Below are 18698 nucleotides of genomic sequence, written 5' to 3'. Positions count from 1 at the left end.
GTCAGTCCTCGTAGAGGCAGTAGCCGACCCGGCGCACCGTCTCGACGGGCAGCCCCTGGCCGAGCTTGCTCCGCAGGCGACCGACGCACACCTCGACGACGTTGCTGCCGGGGTCGAAGTCGAGCCCCCACACGTCGTGGAGCAGCTCCTCGCGGCGGCACACCTGGCCCTTGCGGCGCATGAGGTGGGCGAGCAGGGTGAATTCGCGCTCGGTGAGCGCCACCCCGGTGCCGGCGAAGGTCGCGCGGCGGCGGTCGAGGTCGAGGCGCACGCCGCCGGCCTGCAGGAAGCGCTCCTGCGTGACCGGTCGGGCGCCGCCGACGTTGCGCCGCACCCGGGCGAGCAGCTCGGTGAGGCTGAACGGCTTCGCGACGACGTCGACGGCACCGTGCTCGAGGGCCTGCACGCGCACGCCGACCTCCGTGACCCCGGAGAGCACGATGACCGGCGTCGTGTCCTGGCGGTCCGACATCTCGCGCAGCACGGCGAGCCCGCTGTCGCCGGGCATGACGAGGTCGAGGAGCACGAGGTCGATCGCCCCCGAGCCGAGCCGGTCGATCGCGGCGTTCGCCGTGGCCGCCGTCACCACCGAGTGCCCCTCGGACGACAGCGACTTCGCGAGGAGGCCGCGGATGCGCTCCTCGTCGTCGACGACCATGACCGTTGCCATCGGACCCCCTCGTCCCCTGCAGTCCCCCGGCGCGCCCGTGGGCTGGACGCGCGTCCCCGATCCGTCCCCTGTCAGCCGGTGCGGCCCCGGTGGCCGTGCCCACGCGACCAGTATCGGCACGCGATCGGGGCGACCGCGAGGGATGCGGCGAAAGCGCTGGGAATGCGGGTCCGCAAAGGTGTCCAACCGGGACGGGTCCGGCGCGTTCCTGACAGGTTCATGACAGCGGCCTCTCGACCGGCTGAGCAGTGGATGAGGCGTGACCCCTCGGTCCCGTGACAGTTCGCTGAGGCGCGGTGGCGACCTGCTCACGACCTCCTCCGCCCTCTGCGAGCGTCGCGAGGACGACAGGCTCGGCCGGAGCCTGGCCGTGACCACGTGGGAGTCATCGTGAACGCACGAGAGCTGCGCAGGCGTACCTATCCGTTCGTCATCGGCGTCGTCGCCGTGGCCGTCTCGGGGTTCACCTCCCTCGGCGGCCCGGCCGCCGCGGCCGCCCAGCGCGGGGCGGCGCCCACGGGGCTCACGGCGGTCACGTCGCCCGCGGCGGTCGCGGCCGCGCCGTCCGTCGTCACCGTGGCCGACTGCCCCACCGGCACCCCCGGCGGCACGGGCTGCATCTCGATGACGGTGACGAGCGCGCGCAGCGTCAACACGGGGCCGGGCTTCGTGCAGAAGGGGTCGGCCGTCAGCGGCTACCACTGGATGGTCAACGAGGACGACACCGGCAACCCCGGCACCGCGGCCAGCCCGCTGCTCGACCGCTGCCTGCCCTCCCGCGCTCCCGGCGGCAGCACGAAGCCGGCCACGAGCCCGGGCGAGCCCACCGAGCCGTATGCCGACACGTGCCCCTGGCCGTCGGTGCGCACCACGTCGGGCCACTCGAAGATCGTCGCCCAGGGCGACTCCACCGACCTCTCGGCCGCGACGAAGCTGAAGGGCCTGCCGCCCGGGAAGTACCTCGTCTCGGTCACCGCCCCCGACTTCAAGATCGACGGGGCGCACTTCGGCGTCGTCGCCGGCCGCGAGACCGCGGTCGCCGTCGAGATGCAGCCGCTGCCGCTGCCGCTCGCGACGATCAAGATCCAGGTCTTCAACGACAACGTGCCGACCGACGGCACCTACGAGGCCGACGCCGAGCAGGGGCTCGCCGGCTTCACCGGCAACCTCAGCGACGTGCTCGGGCCGGTCAGCGTCGACTACTACGGCAACGCCCTCTGCACGGCCTACCTGCACGACGCGAACGGGCGCGTGCGGTTCGACGCCGACGGCAAGCCGCTCGTCGACGCCGCCCACTCCACCGGCCGGTGCACGAGCGACGCTCGGGGCGTCATCACCATCCCGAACCTCGGGCCGAACCGCTACGGCGCCACCGTGTCGCCCCCGGCGGGGCAGTCCGGCTGGGTGCAGACGACGACCCTCGAGGGCGGCCACGACCACGACATCTGGATCCAGGAGGGCGACACCGGCCTCGACACCGAGTTCATCAAGGGCGCCGAGCCGGTGCCCGCCACCCAGTTCGGCTTCGTGCGCACCAAGGCGCTGCCCACCTCCGCCGCCACCGGTGAGGTCAAGGGCGTCGCCGTCGCCGGCCTGCCCTACATCGGCGGCCAGAACGGCCAGGTCGTGCCCGAGACCGGCTGGGCCGGGGCGAAGTACGCCGGCCCCATCCCCTCGCCGTGGGTGGCGCTGTCGGACCTCACCGCCGGTGACGCCGCGGTCTACGTCGGCCGGGGCGCCGCGAACGGCTCGTTCGACATCAAGAACGTGCCCGACGGCACCTACCAGCTGACGATCTGGGACGACGCCCAGGACTACATCCTCTGGAGCTTCAACGTCGAGGTGAGCGACGGCGCCCTCATCGACGTCGGCAACAAGATGCTCGTCGGCTGGTTCACCCACATCCGCGGCACCGTCTTCGTCGACGACAACGGCAACGGCCGGCGCGACCCCGGCGAGGACCCCGTGCCCGGCTTCACCCTCACGGTCCGCGAGCGCGACAACTCCCTCATGGACCAGTACACGAACCTCACGACGACGAGCGACAACGGCGTCTACGACATCAAGGAGGGCTACCCGCTCGGCAAGTGGCTCGTCCTCGAGGGCTTCAACACCCGCTACCGCACGACCGGCATCACCTACCAGGCCGACAACGAGGACAGCCCGACCACGACGCTCGGGGCGCTCGTCGACATCGACTTCCTGCCGATCATCGGCCTGTCGGGCCGCATCGACTGGGGTGTCGAGCCGTATGCCGCCACCGAGAACGGCGGCATCGCGGCGACCGTCTCCTACGACGTCACCCGCAACGAGCTCGACCCGGCCGACGCCGTGAGCGAGGACTACCAGCCGGGCATCCCGGACGTGAAGGTGCACCTCTACCAGAGCGTGCCCTGCACGGCCCCGGCCGACGAGCGCGACGACGCGTGCCGGCAGGGCAAGGCGATCGTGCCGCTCACCGTGCCCAACCCCGACTACGACGCCGTCACCAACCCGAGCGTGCCGCAGCGGATCACGAACCCCGACCCGCAGCGCGGCGCCCTCGTCAAGGGTGCCGAGGTCACGGACGCCTACACGAGCGAGACGTGGGCGGCCCCGCGGGGCTGCACGGCCCGCCAGTGGGACGGCACCGAGATGACCGACCAGCTCGCCCTGCCCGAGTCGGGCGCCGACGCGAACAACCTCTGCGTCGAGGCCCCGATGATGGGCGTCCAGGTCGGCCCGTCCGACAGCACGCCCGGCGCGGCCGGGCAGACCGTCAACGGCAACTACGGCTTCGGCGACCTCGCCGCCGGCGACTACATCGCCGCCGTCGAGGTGCCGACCGACCCGGTCGACGGCAAGCCGATGTACCAGGTCACCCGCGAGGAGGACGTCAACGTCTTCGACGGCGACAGCTACCTCACGCAGGAGAACTTCCCGCCGAGCTCGGTCGAGGCCGCGGCCGGCGACCCGGGCACCGGCAACGACCCGACGCCGCCCACCCAGCCCCCGTCGCAGGGCGCGGGCATCATCTCCTCCTGCGCCGGTGCCTTCCACACCGTGCGCGTCACGAACCCGGCCTTCCTCGACGGCGGCGGCAGCCCCTTCGAGGGCCAGGAGCGGCCGCTGTGCGACGCCAAGCTCGTCACCGTCCGCAACGGGCAGACCGTGGCGCCGAACTTCAACCTCTTCACGCCCGTGCCGATCCCGACCCACTTCTGGGGCCTGACGATCAACGACCTCGGGCTCGCGCTCGACCAGCGCAGCGCGAACTTCGGCGAGGCCCAGGGCCTGCCCCACGTCCCGATGGGCCTCTACGACTGGAGCGGCCGGCTCGTCGACACCGTGCACACCGACTTCAACGGCTTCTACGAGGCGCTCGAGCCCTCGACGGGCACCTACAACTGCCCCGTGCCGGCCGGCCCGTGCCCGAACATGTACCGCTTCACCGGCAACGACCCCGGCGCACCGGGTGACCCGAACCCCGACTACAACCCGGCCTACCGGACGATCAGCACGAACTTCCAGGGCTGGCCGGGCCTCTACACCGTGACCGACACGGCGCCCACCCAAGCGGCGGCCACCGTGCTCGCCCCCGGCACCACCGCGTCGAACCCGGCCCGGTGCGACCTCGGCACGACCGACCCGCAGCTGCTCGCCGTCGACCACCCCTACGTGCGGCCCAGCGGCACCGGGCGCACCGTCACCGTGACGGGCAAGGGCTTCGGGGCGACCCGCGGCACCGGCACCGTGACGCTGACGAACGCCGCGGGAGCGGCGGTCACCGGGGTGACCGTGACCGGCTGGTCGGACACGAGCATCTCCTTCACCGTGCCCGCGCTGTCGACGAACAGCCGCGGCGCCCTCAAGGTGTCGGTGACGAACGGCGCGAAGCGCTCGACGTACAACGGCATCACGGTCTGGAACCTCGGCACCGCCCCGGGCCTCAACGCCTCGACCGTCGACAACCCGAACGTCGCCGAGGTCGGTCCCGGTCGGCCGTATGCCACCGTGCAGGCCGCGCTCGAGGCCGCCACCCCGACGTCGGCCAAGCGCTACTGGCTCGTCGTCGTGTGGCCCGGAGCGACGTCCGCGCTCAACCCGCGGGGTGAGTACAACGAGAACCTCCTCGTGCACCACCGCGTCGCGATCCAGGGCGTCGGCCCCGGCGGCTTCACGACGAAGGCCGACGGCTCGCCGCTCTGGGTGCCCGGCTCGATCCTCGACGGCTCCGGCTTCAGCCCCGACCTGCCGGCGGGCCAGGCCTGGATCACCCGGCTCGGCACGCTGACCTACAGCGGCGAGGCCGACGTGCCCGACGCCGCCACGATCACCGTGCTCGACGACCCGGCGCGCGCGACCCTCGACAACACGGCATACCCGGTCGTCATCGACGGCTTCCAGGTGACCGGCGGCTCGCAGAGCGACTTCCCCGGCAACGTCAACGTCCTCACGGGCGGCGTCAAGACGCCGTACGGCGCCACCGGCGCGCTCGTCACCCAGGGCGGCGGCATCTACCTGCACGCCAACAACCGCGGCGTGCGGATCACCGACGACGTCGTCGTCGGCAACAGCGGCAGCTACGGCGGCGGCATCCGGGTGGGCACGCCCTACACCGGCGACAACCGCAACTACGACCCCGTCATCGCCGACAACCAGGTGCTCAACAACGGCGGCACCAACCTCGCCGGCGGCATCGGGCTCTTCACCGGCAGCGACGGCTACGTCGTGCGGCACAACGCGATCTGCGGCAACTTCTCCGCGGAGTACGGCGGCGCCCTCACGGCCTTCGGCTACATGAGCAACCCCGGTGGCAGCAACGGCGGCACGATCGCCGGCAACACCATCTGGTTCAACAGCTCCTACGACGAGGGCGGCGCGGTCATGCTCGCCGGCGAGCTGCCGGCCACGCCGACCGGGCTGAGCCCCGGCACCGGCGCGGCGACGATCGACGCGAACGTCATCGACGCCAACCTCGCGAGCGACGACGGCGGCGGCATCCGGCTGCTGCAGGTGAGCGGCTCGCACGTCAGCAAGGCCGACCCGCAGACGATCGCGATCACGAACAACACGATCACGAACAACGTCTCGGCCCACGAGGGCGGCGGCATCGCCCTCGACGACGCCGCGTTCGTCACGATCGTCGACAACACCGTCGCCGGCAACCTGACGACGGCCACGGCGGTCACCTCGGACGGCCTGCCCGCACCCGCGGGCCTCGCGACCGGCCCGAACAGCGACCCGCTCATGGCCAAGCTCACGAGCAGCGGCCTCTCCGCGAGCGCCTTCGCGCTCGTCAAGGTGAACGGCCAGTCGACGTTCAGCAGGCCCGTGCTGCTCGACAACGTCTTCAACGACAACCGGGCCGGCACGTTCGTCGGCGGCTACGTCTACGGCATCGGTGGCACCCTGCCCGACGGCTCCGCCAACAGCGTCGACCCGTGGGACATGGGCGTCGTCGGTGACCCCGGCCTGCTGCACCCCGTCTCGAGCGTGCTGCAGACCACCCTCGGCACCGACGGCGGCTCGAACGTCACCGTGACGGACACGGCGGGCTTCGTCGACCCGACGCCCGAGCTCACCGTCACCGTCCTCGCCTCGCGCACCTTCCCGGCCTTCCGGGAGGCGGCCATCGTCACGGCGCTGCTGCCCCCGCGGCTGCGTGCGGACTACCACCTCACGGGCTCCGGCTCGCCGGCCTACGGCCGGGGCGCCGCCAGCACCTCGGTGACGCTCGGCACGCAGACCGTGCTCGGGTTCCCGGTCCCGTGGACCGTCACCGTCAACGCCGCCCCTCGGGACATCGACGGCCAGGCCCGGCCGACGGTCGTCGGGACCTCGAGGCGCTACGACGCGGGCTCCGACCAGTTCGTCCCGTGACCCCCCAGACAGGCCCCCGGGGTGCGTCGACGACCCCGTTGACACCCCCCCGGTACCCCGGGGGCCCCTCCACCACCAGCACCCGTCCGACCGCGGCCGGACCGACCTCAGGAGCAGCACATGTCCGACGAATCTCGCTCCACCCCCACCGGGGGTGCGGGGCTCGGCCGCAGGGCCGTCGTGCTGGGCGGCGCCGGCGCCCTCGGCAGCGTCCTCCTCGCCTCGCGCGCCACCTTCGGCCAGCAGGCGAAGCGGCCGACCGTCGTGCGCGCGGCCGGCGCCGGCCCGGTCAAGTCGGTGCACCTCGCGGGCACGGACGGCTGGGTGAGCATGCCGGCCGGCTCGCCGCCCGACCTGCCCTTCTACCCCGACTCGCTCGCCCCGCCCGGCTTCGACACCTACGTCTTCGGCTTCCGCGACGTCACGTCGATGACGACGGCCCAGGAGGTCGCGGCCGTGCGCGGCAAGGCGCAGATCTCCGCGCCGATGCTCGCCTTCGACGAGGGCGACGAGGTGACGATCACGCTGAGCAACCTCGGGCTGCTGATGCGCCCCGACCTCTTCGACGGGCACACCCTGCACTGGCACGGCTTCGTCAACGCGATCCCGCTCTTCGACGGCGTGCCCGAGCTGTCGCTCGCCGTGCCGATCGGGCGCGACCTGTCCTACTACTACCGCCCCCACGACGCCGGCACGTACATGTACCACTGCCACTTCGAGGACGTCGAGCACGTGCAGATGGGCATGACGGGGATGGTCTTCGTGCGGCCCGCGCAGAACGGCACCCGGGTCGGCTCCGTGCCGACGGGGGCCCGGCTCACCTACGCCTACAACGACGGCGACGGCAGCACCCGCTACGACCGTGAGTTCGCCTTCATGCTCACCGAGCTCTGGTCGGCCGCGCACTACCGCGACGCGCACATCCAGGTGAGCGACTGGACCGACTACGCGCCGAGCTTCTGGCTGCTCAACGGCCGCGGCTACCCCGACACGGTCGCGCCGAACGGCGACCCGCGGTCGACCGCCGGTGGTCGCCTGCAGTACCAGCCGATCAGCTCGCTCATCACGTGCAACGTCGGCGAGACCGTGCTGCTGCGCCTGTCGAACCTCGGCTACCAGAACCACGCCCTGACCCTCGACAACGTCGACATGCAGGTCGTCGCCAAGGACGCGAGCCTGCTGCGCGGGCGCGACGGCTCGAACAACTACCTCAGCACGAACACCGTCGACGTCGGCCCCGGCGAGAGCCGCGACGTGCTCGTGACACCGCGCGTCGAGGGCGAGTTCCTGCTCTACGACCGCAGCTACGCCTACCTGGGCAACGGTGGCGGGCCGGGGTGGGGCGGCATGATGACCGTCCTCCGCGTCGGCCCGGCCGGAACGTACGGCCCCCAGACCGAGCCCAACACCTGAGCAGCCGACGGAGGACGATCATGCACCTTTCCCGATCTTCAGGGTCCGGCCGTCGCAGCCGTCTGCGGGCGGCATGGACCGCTCGCACCCGCCGGCGCACCGGCATCCTCGCCGCCGTGGTCACCGTCGTCGCCTCCGTCGCCGTCGGTGCGACGACGGGCGCGCAGGCCGCCACCTCGGAAGGCCTTCTCTGCCAGACGGATCCGCAGCAGACCTTCTCGCTGACGGCCCGCTCTGGCTACGTGACGACCCCGGACGGCAACAGCATCTACATGTGGGGCTACGGCATGAGCTCGGGCCGGTTCCAGCTGCCCGGCCCGGTGCTCTGCGTCACCGCCGGGCGCCCGGTCACGGTCATCCTGCACAACACGCTGCCGGAGGCCACCTCGATCCTCTTCCCGGGCCAGAAGGGGGTCAAGGCGAACGGCAACCCGGCCCAGCCGCAGTTCGTCACCGACACCACCGGGACGACGAGCTCGCTCACCTCGCTCGTGCAGGCCGCGCCCGCCGACAGCGGGTCGGTCACCTACACCTTCACGGCCGGCTCGCCGGGCACCTACCTCTACACGAGCGGCACCGACGTGACCAAGCAGCAGCAGATGGGGCTCTACGGGGCGCTCGTCGTGCGGCCGGCCACCGCCGCCGGGCAGGTCAACGACCGCGCCGACTCGGCCTTCAACCCGCAGCACGAGTACGTCTACCTCCTCTCGGAGATCGACCCCGAGGTGCACCTCGCCGTCGAGCGCAGCCAGCCCGTCGACTGGGCGTCCTACAACGCCCGCTACTACCTCATCAACGGGCGGAGCATGCCCGACACCCTGGCCCCGAACAACGCCTCGTGGCTGCCCAACCAGCCCTACGGCGCCCTCGTGCACATCAAGCCGTGGGACGCCGCGACGAACCCCCTGCCGGCGGTCATCCGCTACCTCAACGCGGGACGCGTCAACTACCCGTTCCACCCGCACGGCAGCGACGAGCGGGTCGTCAACAAGGACGGCCACCCCCTGCAGGGCACGGGTTCGACGGCGCAGGACCTCTCGTACCTCAAGTACGACATCGACGTGATGCCGGGGCAGACGGTCGACGCCCTCATGGACTGGCGCGACGTCGAGCACTGGGACGCCCTGACCAACCCGATCCCGACCCAGCTGCCGGCCATCACCGACCAGGACCTCGTCGGCGCGGACACGTGGTTCAGCGAGAGCCCCTACCTCGGCAAGCAGGGCACCTACCCGTCGAACATCACGGTCAACAACGAGTGCGGCGAGTACTACCACGTGGCCCACAGCCACGCGCTCCAGCAGGCCACCAACTACGGCGCAGCCTTCGGCGGCATGATGACGGTCTTCCGCATCGACCCGCCCGCCGGTTGCCCGGCGAGCTGAGGACGATCCGATGACCTCTCGACCAGTCAGCCTCCGGCAGCGCCTCGCGATCACCCTCGCCGCCGTCGCGCTCGCCCCCGTCTCCCTCGCCGGTGGGGCGCTCGCCGCGCCCGTGCCGTCGGCGGCGCCGGCTGCCGGCCCGGCGGCGGCGCCCGCCCTCGCGCCCGCCGCGTCCCCGGCCTCCGTGGCGGCCCCCGCCGCCGCGGTGGGCAAGCTCGCACCGAGCCCCGGGTGCACCGTCACGCCGGCCACCGCCACCGACCCCGAGGCCGTCGCGTGCGACCTCTGGGCCAAGCCGGGCACCAACGGGGTGACCGGCCAGCCGATCACCGTGTGGGGCTACTCGGCGACGGAGGCAGGCGCGGCCACGGCCCCCGGCCCGGTCCTCGTCGTCCGCGAGGGCGACAGGGTCACCGTCACGCTGCACAACGGCCTGACCCAGCCCACGTCGCTCGCCTTCCCCGGCCAGCCGGCGACCGCCTTCACCGCCGGCCTCCCGACGACCGAGCGCCTGGCGGGCGTGGCCGTCGGCGGCACCGCGACGTATGCCTTCACGGCCGGTCGGCCCGGAACCTTCCTCTACGAGGCGGGTCACACGAGCGACGGTGCCCGCCAGGTCGCCATGGGGCTCGCGGGCGCGCTCGTCGTGCTCCCGGCCGACGGGACGGCATACGGCCACAGCTACGACGACGAGGCGGTGCTCGTGCTCAGCGAGATCGACCCCCGTCTCAACGCGCACCCGGACACCTTCGACATGCGCGAGTTCTCGCCCGCCTACCGCCTCATCAACGGCAAGCCCTACCCGGTCACCGACCCCGTGCCGACCGACCAGGGGCACACGGTGCTGCTGCGCTACGTCAACGCGGGCGCCGAGTCGCACACCATGTCGACGCTGGGCGGCGAGCAGGACGTGCTGACCCACGACGCCCACCCGCTGGCCTTCCCCGAGCCATCGGTCGTCGTGCCGGTCGAGCCGGGCGTCACGACCGACGTCCTCGTGGCGATGCCCTCGGGACCGGAGGCCAAGGTCGCCGTCTACGAGTCGGCCGCCCGCCTCGACAACGCCGGGCAGACGACGGCCGACCCGATGGCGCTCGCCTTCGGCGGCATGCTCACCTTCCTCGACACGAACGCGCCGCCGCCGAGCTCCGACGAGGTCGGTCCGGTCTCGACCGGCATCACGGCCACGCCCAACCCGGCCGACGGCACCGGTGCGGTCACCGTCACCGCCACCGTCAGCGACACCACGACGGGCGGTCACTTCGTGGCCGGCGCCGAGTTCGTCGTCGACGACGCGGTCACGGTCGGGGTCGGCTTCGGCACCCCGATGTCCGGCACCTTCGGCACCTCCGCGACGACGACGGTGACCGGCTCGATCCCCGCCGTCGCCACGGCGGCCGACTGCGCGGGCCCGATCCCGCCGGTCGACCTGCACTGCCTCACCTCGGCCAAGCACACGGTCTTCGTGCGCGGCGTCGACACGGAGGGCAAGTGGGGCGTCATCGGCTCGGTCGTGCTCAACCTCGCCAAGACGGGCCCGCAGACGACCGCGCTCAGCGTCAGCCCGCGCCCGGCCAGCGGCAAGGGAGCCGTCACGGTGAGCGCCACCGGTGACGACACCGCGGCCGGCGGCACGATCACGGCCGCCGAGTACTTCGTCGGCGCCGTCGGCACCGACGGCCAGGGCGTGCCCATGACGCTCAACCGGGTCGCGACGAAGGTGGCCGAGACCGGCACCATCGCGGCCGCGACCGTCGCCGCGCTCGGTGAGGGCACGACCCAGGTCTGGGTGCACAGCCGCAACTCCCAGAACATCTGGGGACCGGCGGTGCCCGTCGACCTGACCGTCGACCTCACCGCCCCCGCGGTCAACGCGAGCACGGTCGGCCCCAACCCGACGAACGCCGTCGTCAGCTCGAAGTCGTACCCCGGCTACCTCGTCGTCTCGGCGGAGCTGCAGGACCGCGACGCGGCCAACGGGCTGCAGAGCACCGTCACGGCCGGCGAGGCCTTCATCGACCCGACGAGCACGACCCCGGTCTTCGGCAAGGGCCTCAGCCTCATCGCGGTCGACGGCGCCTTCGATTCCCCGACCGAGCAGGTCTACGGCCTCATCCCGCTGACCCAGGTCAAGGCGATGACGCCGGGCGAGCACAAGGTCTACGTCCACGGCAAGGACGCCGCCGGCAACTGGGGCAGCCTCACCCTCGACAACGCCCTCGTGCGGCTGCTCGTCGACAAGACGGCTCCCGTGCTCGGCGCGCTCACCGGCTCGCCGAACCCGACGAACGGCGCGACGACGCTGACGCTCGCGGCACCGGTCACCGAGGCGGTGCTCCCGTCCTACGCCGGCCCGCGCTTCCAGGCGGCCGAGTACTGGACCGGCACGACCGACCCCGGCGTCGGCAAGGGCACCCGCGTGCAGATCACCGACACGGGCACCGGCGTCTCGGCGGCGATCCCGCTCGGCGGGCTGCTGCCCGGCACCGTGACCGTCTCCCTCCGGGTGCAGGACGCGGCGGGCAACTGGAGCAACGCCGTCACCACCTCCGTGCAGGTCGTCCGAGGGAACGCGATCTTCAGCGACACCTTCGACAGCGGCAACCTGCTCGCGTGGACGGCGCGCACCGGTGCGGTCTCGGCGACGGCGGCGGCCGGCATCCCCGCCGGTGGCACCAACATCGGCCTCGCGGCCACGCTGCCCGGTGGTGGCGGCAACGCCCCCGCCTACGTCACCGACGACACGCCGCTCGACGAGACCGGCTACCACGCCCAGTTCTCCTTCAACCCGAACACCCTGTCGACCGGCACCAGCACGACGACGTGGGTGACGCTGTTCGAGGGCCGGACGAGCACCGGGCAGGCCTTCGCGGTGCAGTTCCACCGCGTGGGCACCTCGGCCACGGCGGCGCAGCTGCGGATCGTCATGAACCGCACCCTGCTCGGTGCCACGACGGGCCCTGCCTACACCCTGGGCACCGGTGCGCACACCGTCCGCGTCGACTGGAGCCAGGGCACCAACGGCTCGCTGCGGCTGCTCGTCGACAACGTCCTGCGCGACACGCGCACGGGCGCCAACACCGGCGCCGGGATGCAGGTCCAGTCGGCCCGCCTCGGCATCACCGCCGGCACCACCACCGCGTCGACCATGGCGGGCACGGCCTGGTTCGACACCTTCGTCTCGACCCGGATCAGCATCCCCTGACCCGGCCCCACCCGTGCCGGGGTCACCTGCCCGTGACCCCGGCCGCCAGCTCGGAGGGCAGTCCGAATGAGCACCACCGCCACCACCCCCGTCCCCCCGGCGCCCGGCCCCGACGGGCCGCCGGGAGGCACGACCCCACGGCCCCGACCCCCCCGGCTCCGTGTGGGCCTCGCCGTCCTCGCCGTCCTCGTCGTGGCCGCCCTCGCCCTCGTGGGTGCCCGGTCGCTGCGCGGTGGTGGGGACGGCGAGCGGGCCGTGCCGCAGTCGACCGAGATGGAGACGACGCTCGGCGTGCGCTTCTCGCGGGTCGCGGTCGTCGGCGACGGCGGCCTCGTCACCCTCAGCTACGTCGTGCTCGACCTCGACAAGGCGTCGCGCTTCCAGGCCGACACGAAGCACCCGCCGCTGCTGCGCAGCGAGGCCCGCGCCGGGTCGACGCAGCGGGTGTCGATCATGCGCCAGGGCCACATCAACCGGGCCGGCGCGACGTACTACTTCGTCTACCAGAACACCGGCGGCGCCCTGCGCCCCGGCGAGGACGTGACGATCGAGACCAACGGGCTCCGCCTCGAGCACGTGCCGGTGCTGTGATGCGCGCCCGGAGCCTGCGGTCGGTCCTCGCACTCGTGGTCGCGGCGCTCGCGCTCGTCGTCGGTGGCGCGGCGCCGGCCTCGGCGCACGCCTACCTCGCCTCGAGCAGCCCGGCGGACGGCACGAGCCTGCAGGTCGCCCCCCGGGTCGTCGAGCTGCGCTTCACCGAGCACGTCGTGCTCGAGTCGACCGAGGTGACGATCACCGACACGGCCGGCCGACGGTACGCACCCCGCGCGCTGACGCTCGCCGAGACCGACGAGGACCGCGAGGCGCCGGCGACGATCGTCGCCACCCTGCCGGCGCTGCCGGTCGGTGCCTACCACGTGGCCTGGCGCACCCTCTCGAGCGACGACCTGCACCAGTCGTCGGGCCTGCTCGCCTTCGGCGTGCAGGACGAGGTCACCGCGGCCGGTCCGAGCGAGAGCGCGCCCGACGCGCTCGAGACCGCCGGCCGCTGGGCGGTGCTCTCGGGCCTCGGCCTCGCCCTCGGCGCGCTGCTCCTCTGCGGTCGGCCACTCGCGCGCACGCCCGACCCCCGCACCCGGGCGCTGCTGCGCGCCCGGCTGTGGCGCCTCGCGCGGACCGGGGCCGCGCTCGCCGCGTCGGCGGCCCTGCTCGTCACCGTGCTCGACCTCGCCCGCTTCGGCACGAGCGCCGTCACGACGGGGTATGCCGCCCGCTGGCTCGGGCGCGAGGCCGCCCTCGTCGCCGTGGTGGCGCTCGTGACGACGTGCGCCCCTGCCGAGCGGTCCGCGGCGACGCGGGAACGCCTCGCGCTGGCCGCCGGGCTGGTCGCCGCGCTCCTCACGGTCGCCCTCGGCCACGTCGGCCTGCGTAGCGGTGCGACCTGGGCGATCGCCGCGACGGCCCACCTCGCCGCGGCCTGCGCGTGGGCGGGGGCCGTCGCCTGCCTCGCGCTGCTCGTGCTGCGCCACCGCCGTGAGGGCAGGCCGGGCGGCGAGCTCGCGCCGCTCCTGACCGGCTTCCGGGTGCCTGCCGTCGTGGCGGTCGTCGTCGTGGCGGTCAGCGGCGTCTACCTCGCGAGCGACGTCGTCGTCTCGGTCGACGCGGTGCTGCTCACCACCTACGGGCGCATGCTGCTCGCCAAGCTCGCCGTCGCCGCCCTCGTCGGGGTGCTCGCGCTGCGCACGACGCGCGCCGTGCACGCCCGGAGGGCGTCCGCCGCCGTGCGGCCCCGGGTCGTCGTCGAGGCGGTGGGCCTGACGATCGTCGTCGTGCTCGGCGCGGTGCTCGCGAGCGGCCAGCCGGCCGTGTCGCCCCGACTCGTCATCGCCGAGCCGCCGAGCCGCATCGACGACCGGCCCGTCGCCGACCTCCAGCAGACCGTCGTGCTGCGCCCGAACCGCCCGGGCGCGAGCGTCGCCGTCGTCGACGTGCTCGACACGCGCCGCCCCTCGCCCGGTCCCGTCACCGGAGTCACCGTCGGCGTCGGGTCGGCGACGGCCTCGACCGACGGGGCCGGCGACGGAGCGCCCCGCGGGTCCACCCCGGTGCCGGCGGCCCCGGTCACCCGCGGCCGGTGGGCGGCGGGCGTGACGCTGCCGGCGCAGGGCCCCGTCGACGTGCGCGTCGCCGTGCACCGCCGCGGCCTGCCCGACGTCGTCAGCACGATCCGGTGGGTCGTCGGACCGGATGCCGCCGACGCCCGGGTGCTCGTGTCGAAGGCACCGCTGGCCGGGCCGCTCACCGCCCTCGCGGTGGTGCTCGCGCTCGTCGCCGTCGCCGTCGCCCTGCTGGTCCGCCGCCGCTCCGGACTCTCCCTTCGTGCGCGCGACCGCCGACCCGGTCGCCGGTCGCGACCCGTGCCGAGCACGGGCCGGCGCCCAGACCCGGACCCGGACCCGGACCCGGACCCGGCAGGCTCGGCAGGCTCGGGCCCACGCCCGGGGCAGGCCCCACCGGTGGGTGCGGACGAGACCCGGTTGCTCGGCTCGCGACCCGACTGAACTTCTCCTACCACTCCAGTGGGAAAGGGTCGAAGTCTGGACCCCCTTGGGCGTGGATAAGGCGCGGTTATACATTCGATTACATGACCGTCACCGACACCTCGAGCCCGGACGCCCGCCCGGCGACCCGTCCGCCCCGCCCGGGCCGCTCCAACGGGCAGTGGAAGGTCGACGGCGCCGAGCCGCTCAACGCCAACGAGGTGTGGAAGCAGCAGGAGGGCGGCCTCGGCGTCCGCGAGCGCATCGAGCAGGTCTACGCCAAGGAGGGTTTCGGCTCGATCCCGCCGGAGGACCTCTCCGGGCGGTTCCGCTGGTGGGGGCTCTACACCCAGCGCCGCCCCGGGATCGACGGCGGTCGCACGGCCCAGCTCGACGACACGGAGCTGTCCGACGAGTACTTCATGCTCCGGGTGCGCCTCGACGGCGGCGCGGTCAGCCTCGCGCAGCTGCGCGTCCTCGCCGAGATCAGCCACGAGTTCGCGCGTGGCACGGCCGACATCAGCGACCGGCAGAACATCCAGTACCACTGGATTCGCGTCGAGGACGTGCCGGAGATCTGGCGTCGCCTCGAGGCCGTCGGCCTGCAGACGACCGAGGCCTGTGGCGACACCCCGCGCGTCATCCTCGGCAGCCCGCTCGCCGGCGTCGCGCAGGACGAGATCATCGACCCGACGCCGGTCATCGACGAGATCCTCGGGCTCTACGTCGGCGACCCCGAGCTCGCCAACCTGCCCCGCAAGTTCAAGTCGGCCATCACCGGCCACCCGAGCCTCGACGTCGTCCACGAGATCAACGACATCTCGCTCGTCGGCGTCGTGCACCCGCAGCTCGGTGCCGGCTACGACCTCTGGGTCGGCGGTGGCCTCTCCACGAGCCCCCGCCTCGCCGAGCGCGTCGGCGTCTTCGTGCGGCCCGAGGAGGCGGCCGAGGTCTGGCACGGCGTCATCCGGATCTTCCGCGACTACGGCTACCGCCGGCTGCGCAACAAGGCGCGCCTCAAGTTCCTGCTCGCCGAGTGGGGCGCCGAGAAGTTCCGCCAGGTGCTCCAGGACGAGTACCTCGGCCGCGAGCTGCCCGACGGGCCCCCGCCCGCCCGGGCGACCGGCCCGGGTGACCACGTCGGCGTCCACCTGCAGAAGGACGGCAACCGCTACATCGGTGCGGCCCCGGTCGTCGGGCGCATCAGCGGCGACGTCCTGAGCGGGCTCGCCGACCTCATGGCCCACGTCGGCTCCGACCGGCTGCGCCTCACCCCGCACCAGAAGCTCGTCGTGCTCGACGTGCCGGGACGCTTCGTGCGCGGGGCCGTCTCGCGCCTGGAGAAGCTCGGGCTCAGCACGGCTCCCAGCCCGTTCCGCCGGCACACCATGGCCTGCACCGGCATCGAGTTCTGCAAGCTCGCCATCGTCGAGACGAAGGCGACGGCCGCGACGACGATCGCCGCCCTCGAGCAGCGGCTCGCCGACGTCACCGAGCAGCTCGACACCCCGATCAGCCTCAACGTCAACGGCTGCCCCAACTCGTGCGCGCGCATCCAGACGGCCGACATCGGCCTCAAGGGCCAGCTCGTGACGATCGAGGGCGAGCAGGTGCCCGGCTTCCAGGTGCACCTCGGCGGCGGGCTCGCGTCCGTCGACCGTGACGAGGCCGGCCTCGGCCGCACCGTCCGCGGCCTCAAGGTGACGGCGGACGACCTGCCCGACTACGTCGAGCGCGTCGTGCGCACCTTCCTCGACCAGCGCGAGCCGGCCGAGACCTTCTCCGCGTGGACCCGTCGAGCCGACGAAGGAGCCCTCCTGTGACCGCAGTCCACCTCGCCACCCCCACCGTCCCCCGCCGGCGGCGTCCCGAGTCCGAGCTCAGGGCGCTCGTCGACGAGTTCGACGCGACCCTCGGTGCCGACCCCGAGCGCGAGCCGACCGCCGACGAGGTCGCGGCCTGGGCGGCCTTCCACTTCGGCGGCACGCTCGCCGTGGCCTGCTCGATGGCCGACGCCGTGCTGCCCCACGTCGTCTCGCGCTTCGCGCCCGGCGTCGACGTGCTCTTCCTCGACACCGGCTACCACTTCTCCGACACGCTCGTGACGCGCGACATCGTCGCCGAGGACCTGCCGATCACCCTCGTCAACGTCCTGCCCGAGCTGACCGTCGCCGAACAGGACGCGGCATACGGCCCCCGCCTGCACGACCGTGACCCCGCCCTCTGCTGCCAGATGCGCAAGGTCGAGCCCCTGGCGCGGACGCTCGGTGCCTACGAGGCGTGGGTGACGGGCGTGCGCCGCGAGGAGGCCGTGACCCGTGCCGAGACGCCCCTCGTCTCCTGGGACGAGAAGAACGGCCTCGTCAAGATCAACCCCATCGCCGCCTGGACGTTCGACGACGTCATCACCTACGCCGAGGAGCACCGCGTCGAGGTCAACTCGCTGCTCTCCGACGGCTACCCCTCCATCGGCTGCGAGCCGTGCACCCGCCGGGTCGCGCCCGGCGAGGACCCCCGTGCCGGCCGCTGGGCCGGCTTCGCCAAGACCGAGTGCGGACTCCACACATGACGACGACCGTGAACCCCCCTGCAGCCCGGACGATCCCGCCGCGTGAGCTCGACGGCGCCCCGGACTCACCGAGCGCAGCGGCCCACCGTCCCGGGGCGGAGGACCGTCGGCTGACCCAGCTCGACGCCCTCGAGGCCGAGGCGATGCTCGTCATCCGCGAGATGGCCGGCGAGCTCGAGCGGCCCGCGCTGCTCTTCAGCGGCGGCAAGGACTCCGTCGTCATGCTCCACCTCGCCGCCAAGGCGTTCTGGCCGGCGCCGATCCCCTTCCCGGTGCTCCACGTCGACACGGGCCACAACTTCCCCGAGGTGATCGCCTACCGCGACGAGACCGTCGAGCGGCTCGGCCTGCGCCTTGTCGTCGCGAGCGTGCAGGACTACATCGACGACGGGCGGCTGCGCGAACGAGCCGACGGCACGCGCAACCCGCTCCAGACGATGCCGCTGCTCGACGCCATCGCCGAGCACCGGTTCGACGGCCTCTTCGGCGGCGGCCGCCGCGACGAGGAGAAGGCGCGCGCCAAGGAGCGCATCGTCAGCCTCCGCGACGAGTTCGGCCAGTGGGACCCGAAGAACCAGCGCCCCGAGCTGTGGAACCTCTTCAACCCCCGGCACCGCCCCGGCGAGCACGTGCGCGTCTTCCCGATCAGCAACTGGACCGAGGTCGACATCTGGCGCTACGTCGAGCGGGAGGACATCCCCCTCGCGCCGCTCTACTACGCCCACGAGCGCGAGGTCTTCCAGCGCGACGGCATGTGGCTCGCCGTCGGTCCGGTGAGCCGGCCGCGCGACGACGAGACCGTCGAGACCCGCCTCGTGCGCTACCGCACCGTCGGCGACATGTCGTGCACCGGAGCCGTCGAGTCACCGGCCCGCACCAACGCCGAGATCGTCGTCGAGGTGGCCGCCTCGACCCTGACCGAGCGCGGGGCGACCCGCGCCGACGACCGGATCTCCGAGGCCGCCATGGAGGACCGCAAGAAGGAGGGCTACTTCTGAACACCCCCACGAAGCTCTCCGCTCGTTCCTCGCTCCGATACTTCGCGGGGACCCCA

Annotated in this window: 10 protein-coding genes; 9 read left to right on the top strand and 1 reads right to left on the bottom strand. The window is 73.0% G+C overall.

Annotation, left to right across the window (positions count from 1 at the left end; translation table 11 throughout):
• Position 1: 1 nt before the first annotated feature.
• Positions 2–670, bottom strand: coding sequence for a response regulator transcription factor (locus ABT295_RS14740; RefSeq protein ID WP_352395158.1), 669 nt, complete (start codon positions 668–670; stop codon positions 2–4).
• Between the two features lie 390 nt (positions 671–1060).
• Here ABT295_RS14740 and ABT295_RS14735 point away from each other — a divergent pair, with 390 nt between their 5' ends.
• From ABT295_RS14735 to cysD, 9 genes are all read left to right on the top strand, one after another.
• The gene (locus ABT295_RS14735; RefSeq protein ID WP_352395157.1) at positions 1061–6532 is read left to right on the top strand and encodes an IPT/TIG domain-containing protein; all 5472 of its coding nucleotides are present in this window, start codon (positions 1061–1063) and stop codon (positions 6530–6532) included.
• A gap of 120 nt (positions 6533–6652) precedes the next feature.
• Entirely contained in the window at positions 6653–7945 is a 1293-nt protein-coding gene (locus tag ABT295_RS14730; RefSeq protein WP_352395156.1) for a multicopper oxidase domain-containing protein, read from the top strand.
• Between the two features lie 116 nt (positions 7946–8061).
• Positions 8062–9330: a multicopper oxidase domain-containing protein gene (locus ABT295_RS14725; RefSeq protein WP_352395155.1), complete on the top strand. Its 1269-nt coding sequence runs from the start codon at positions 8062–8064 to the stop codon at positions 9328–9330.
• Positions 9331–9340: 10 nt separating this feature from the next.
• On the top strand, positions 9341–12535 hold the full coding sequence (locus ABT295_RS14720; RefSeq protein WP_352395154.1) for a multicopper oxidase domain-containing protein: 3195 nt from the start codon (positions 9341–9343) through the stop codon (positions 12533–12535).
• Positions 12536–12601: 66 nt separating this feature from the next.
• On the top strand, positions 12602–13126 hold the full coding sequence (locus ABT295_RS14715; RefSeq protein WP_352395153.1) for a hypothetical protein: 525 nt from the start codon (positions 12602–12604) through the stop codon (positions 13124–13126).
• Complete coding sequence (locus tag ABT295_RS14710) at positions 13126–15096, top strand: copper resistance CopC family protein (RefSeq protein WP_352395152.1); 1971 nt, start codon at positions 13126–13128, stop codon at positions 15094–15096. The genes ABT295_RS14715 and ABT295_RS14710 overlap by 1 nt, the downstream gene beginning before the upstream one ends.
• An 83-nt stretch (positions 15097–15179) precedes the next feature.
• Entirely contained in the window at positions 15180–16898 is a 1719-nt protein-coding gene (locus tag ABT295_RS14705) for a nitrite/sulfite reductase (RefSeq protein ID WP_352395151.1), read from the top strand.
• On the top strand, positions 16895–17644 hold the full coding sequence (locus ABT295_RS14700) for a phosphoadenylyl-sulfate reductase (RefSeq protein ID WP_352395150.1): 750 nt from the start codon (positions 16895–16897) through the stop codon (positions 17642–17644). The genes ABT295_RS14705 and ABT295_RS14700 overlap by 4 nt, the downstream gene beginning before the upstream one ends.
• Positions 17641–18642, top strand: a complete 1002-nt coding sequence (gene cysD, locus ABT295_RS14695; protein WP_352395149.1) for a sulfate adenylyltransferase subunit CysD — start codon at positions 17641–17643, stop codon at positions 18640–18642. Before ABT295_RS14700 ends, cysD begins: the two co-directional genes overlap by 4 nt.
• Positions 18643–18698 lie beyond the last annotated feature (56 nt).

The sequence above is a fragment of the Terrabacter sp. NPDC000476 genome (genome assembly GCF_040300125.1).
In the GTDB taxonomy this organism is placed as follows: domain Bacteria; phylum Actinomycetota; class Actinomycetes; order Actinomycetales; family Dermatophilaceae; genus Terrabacter.
Note: the sequence above shows the minus strand (reverse complement) of the source record. Positions and strands in the feature narration are given on the sequence as shown.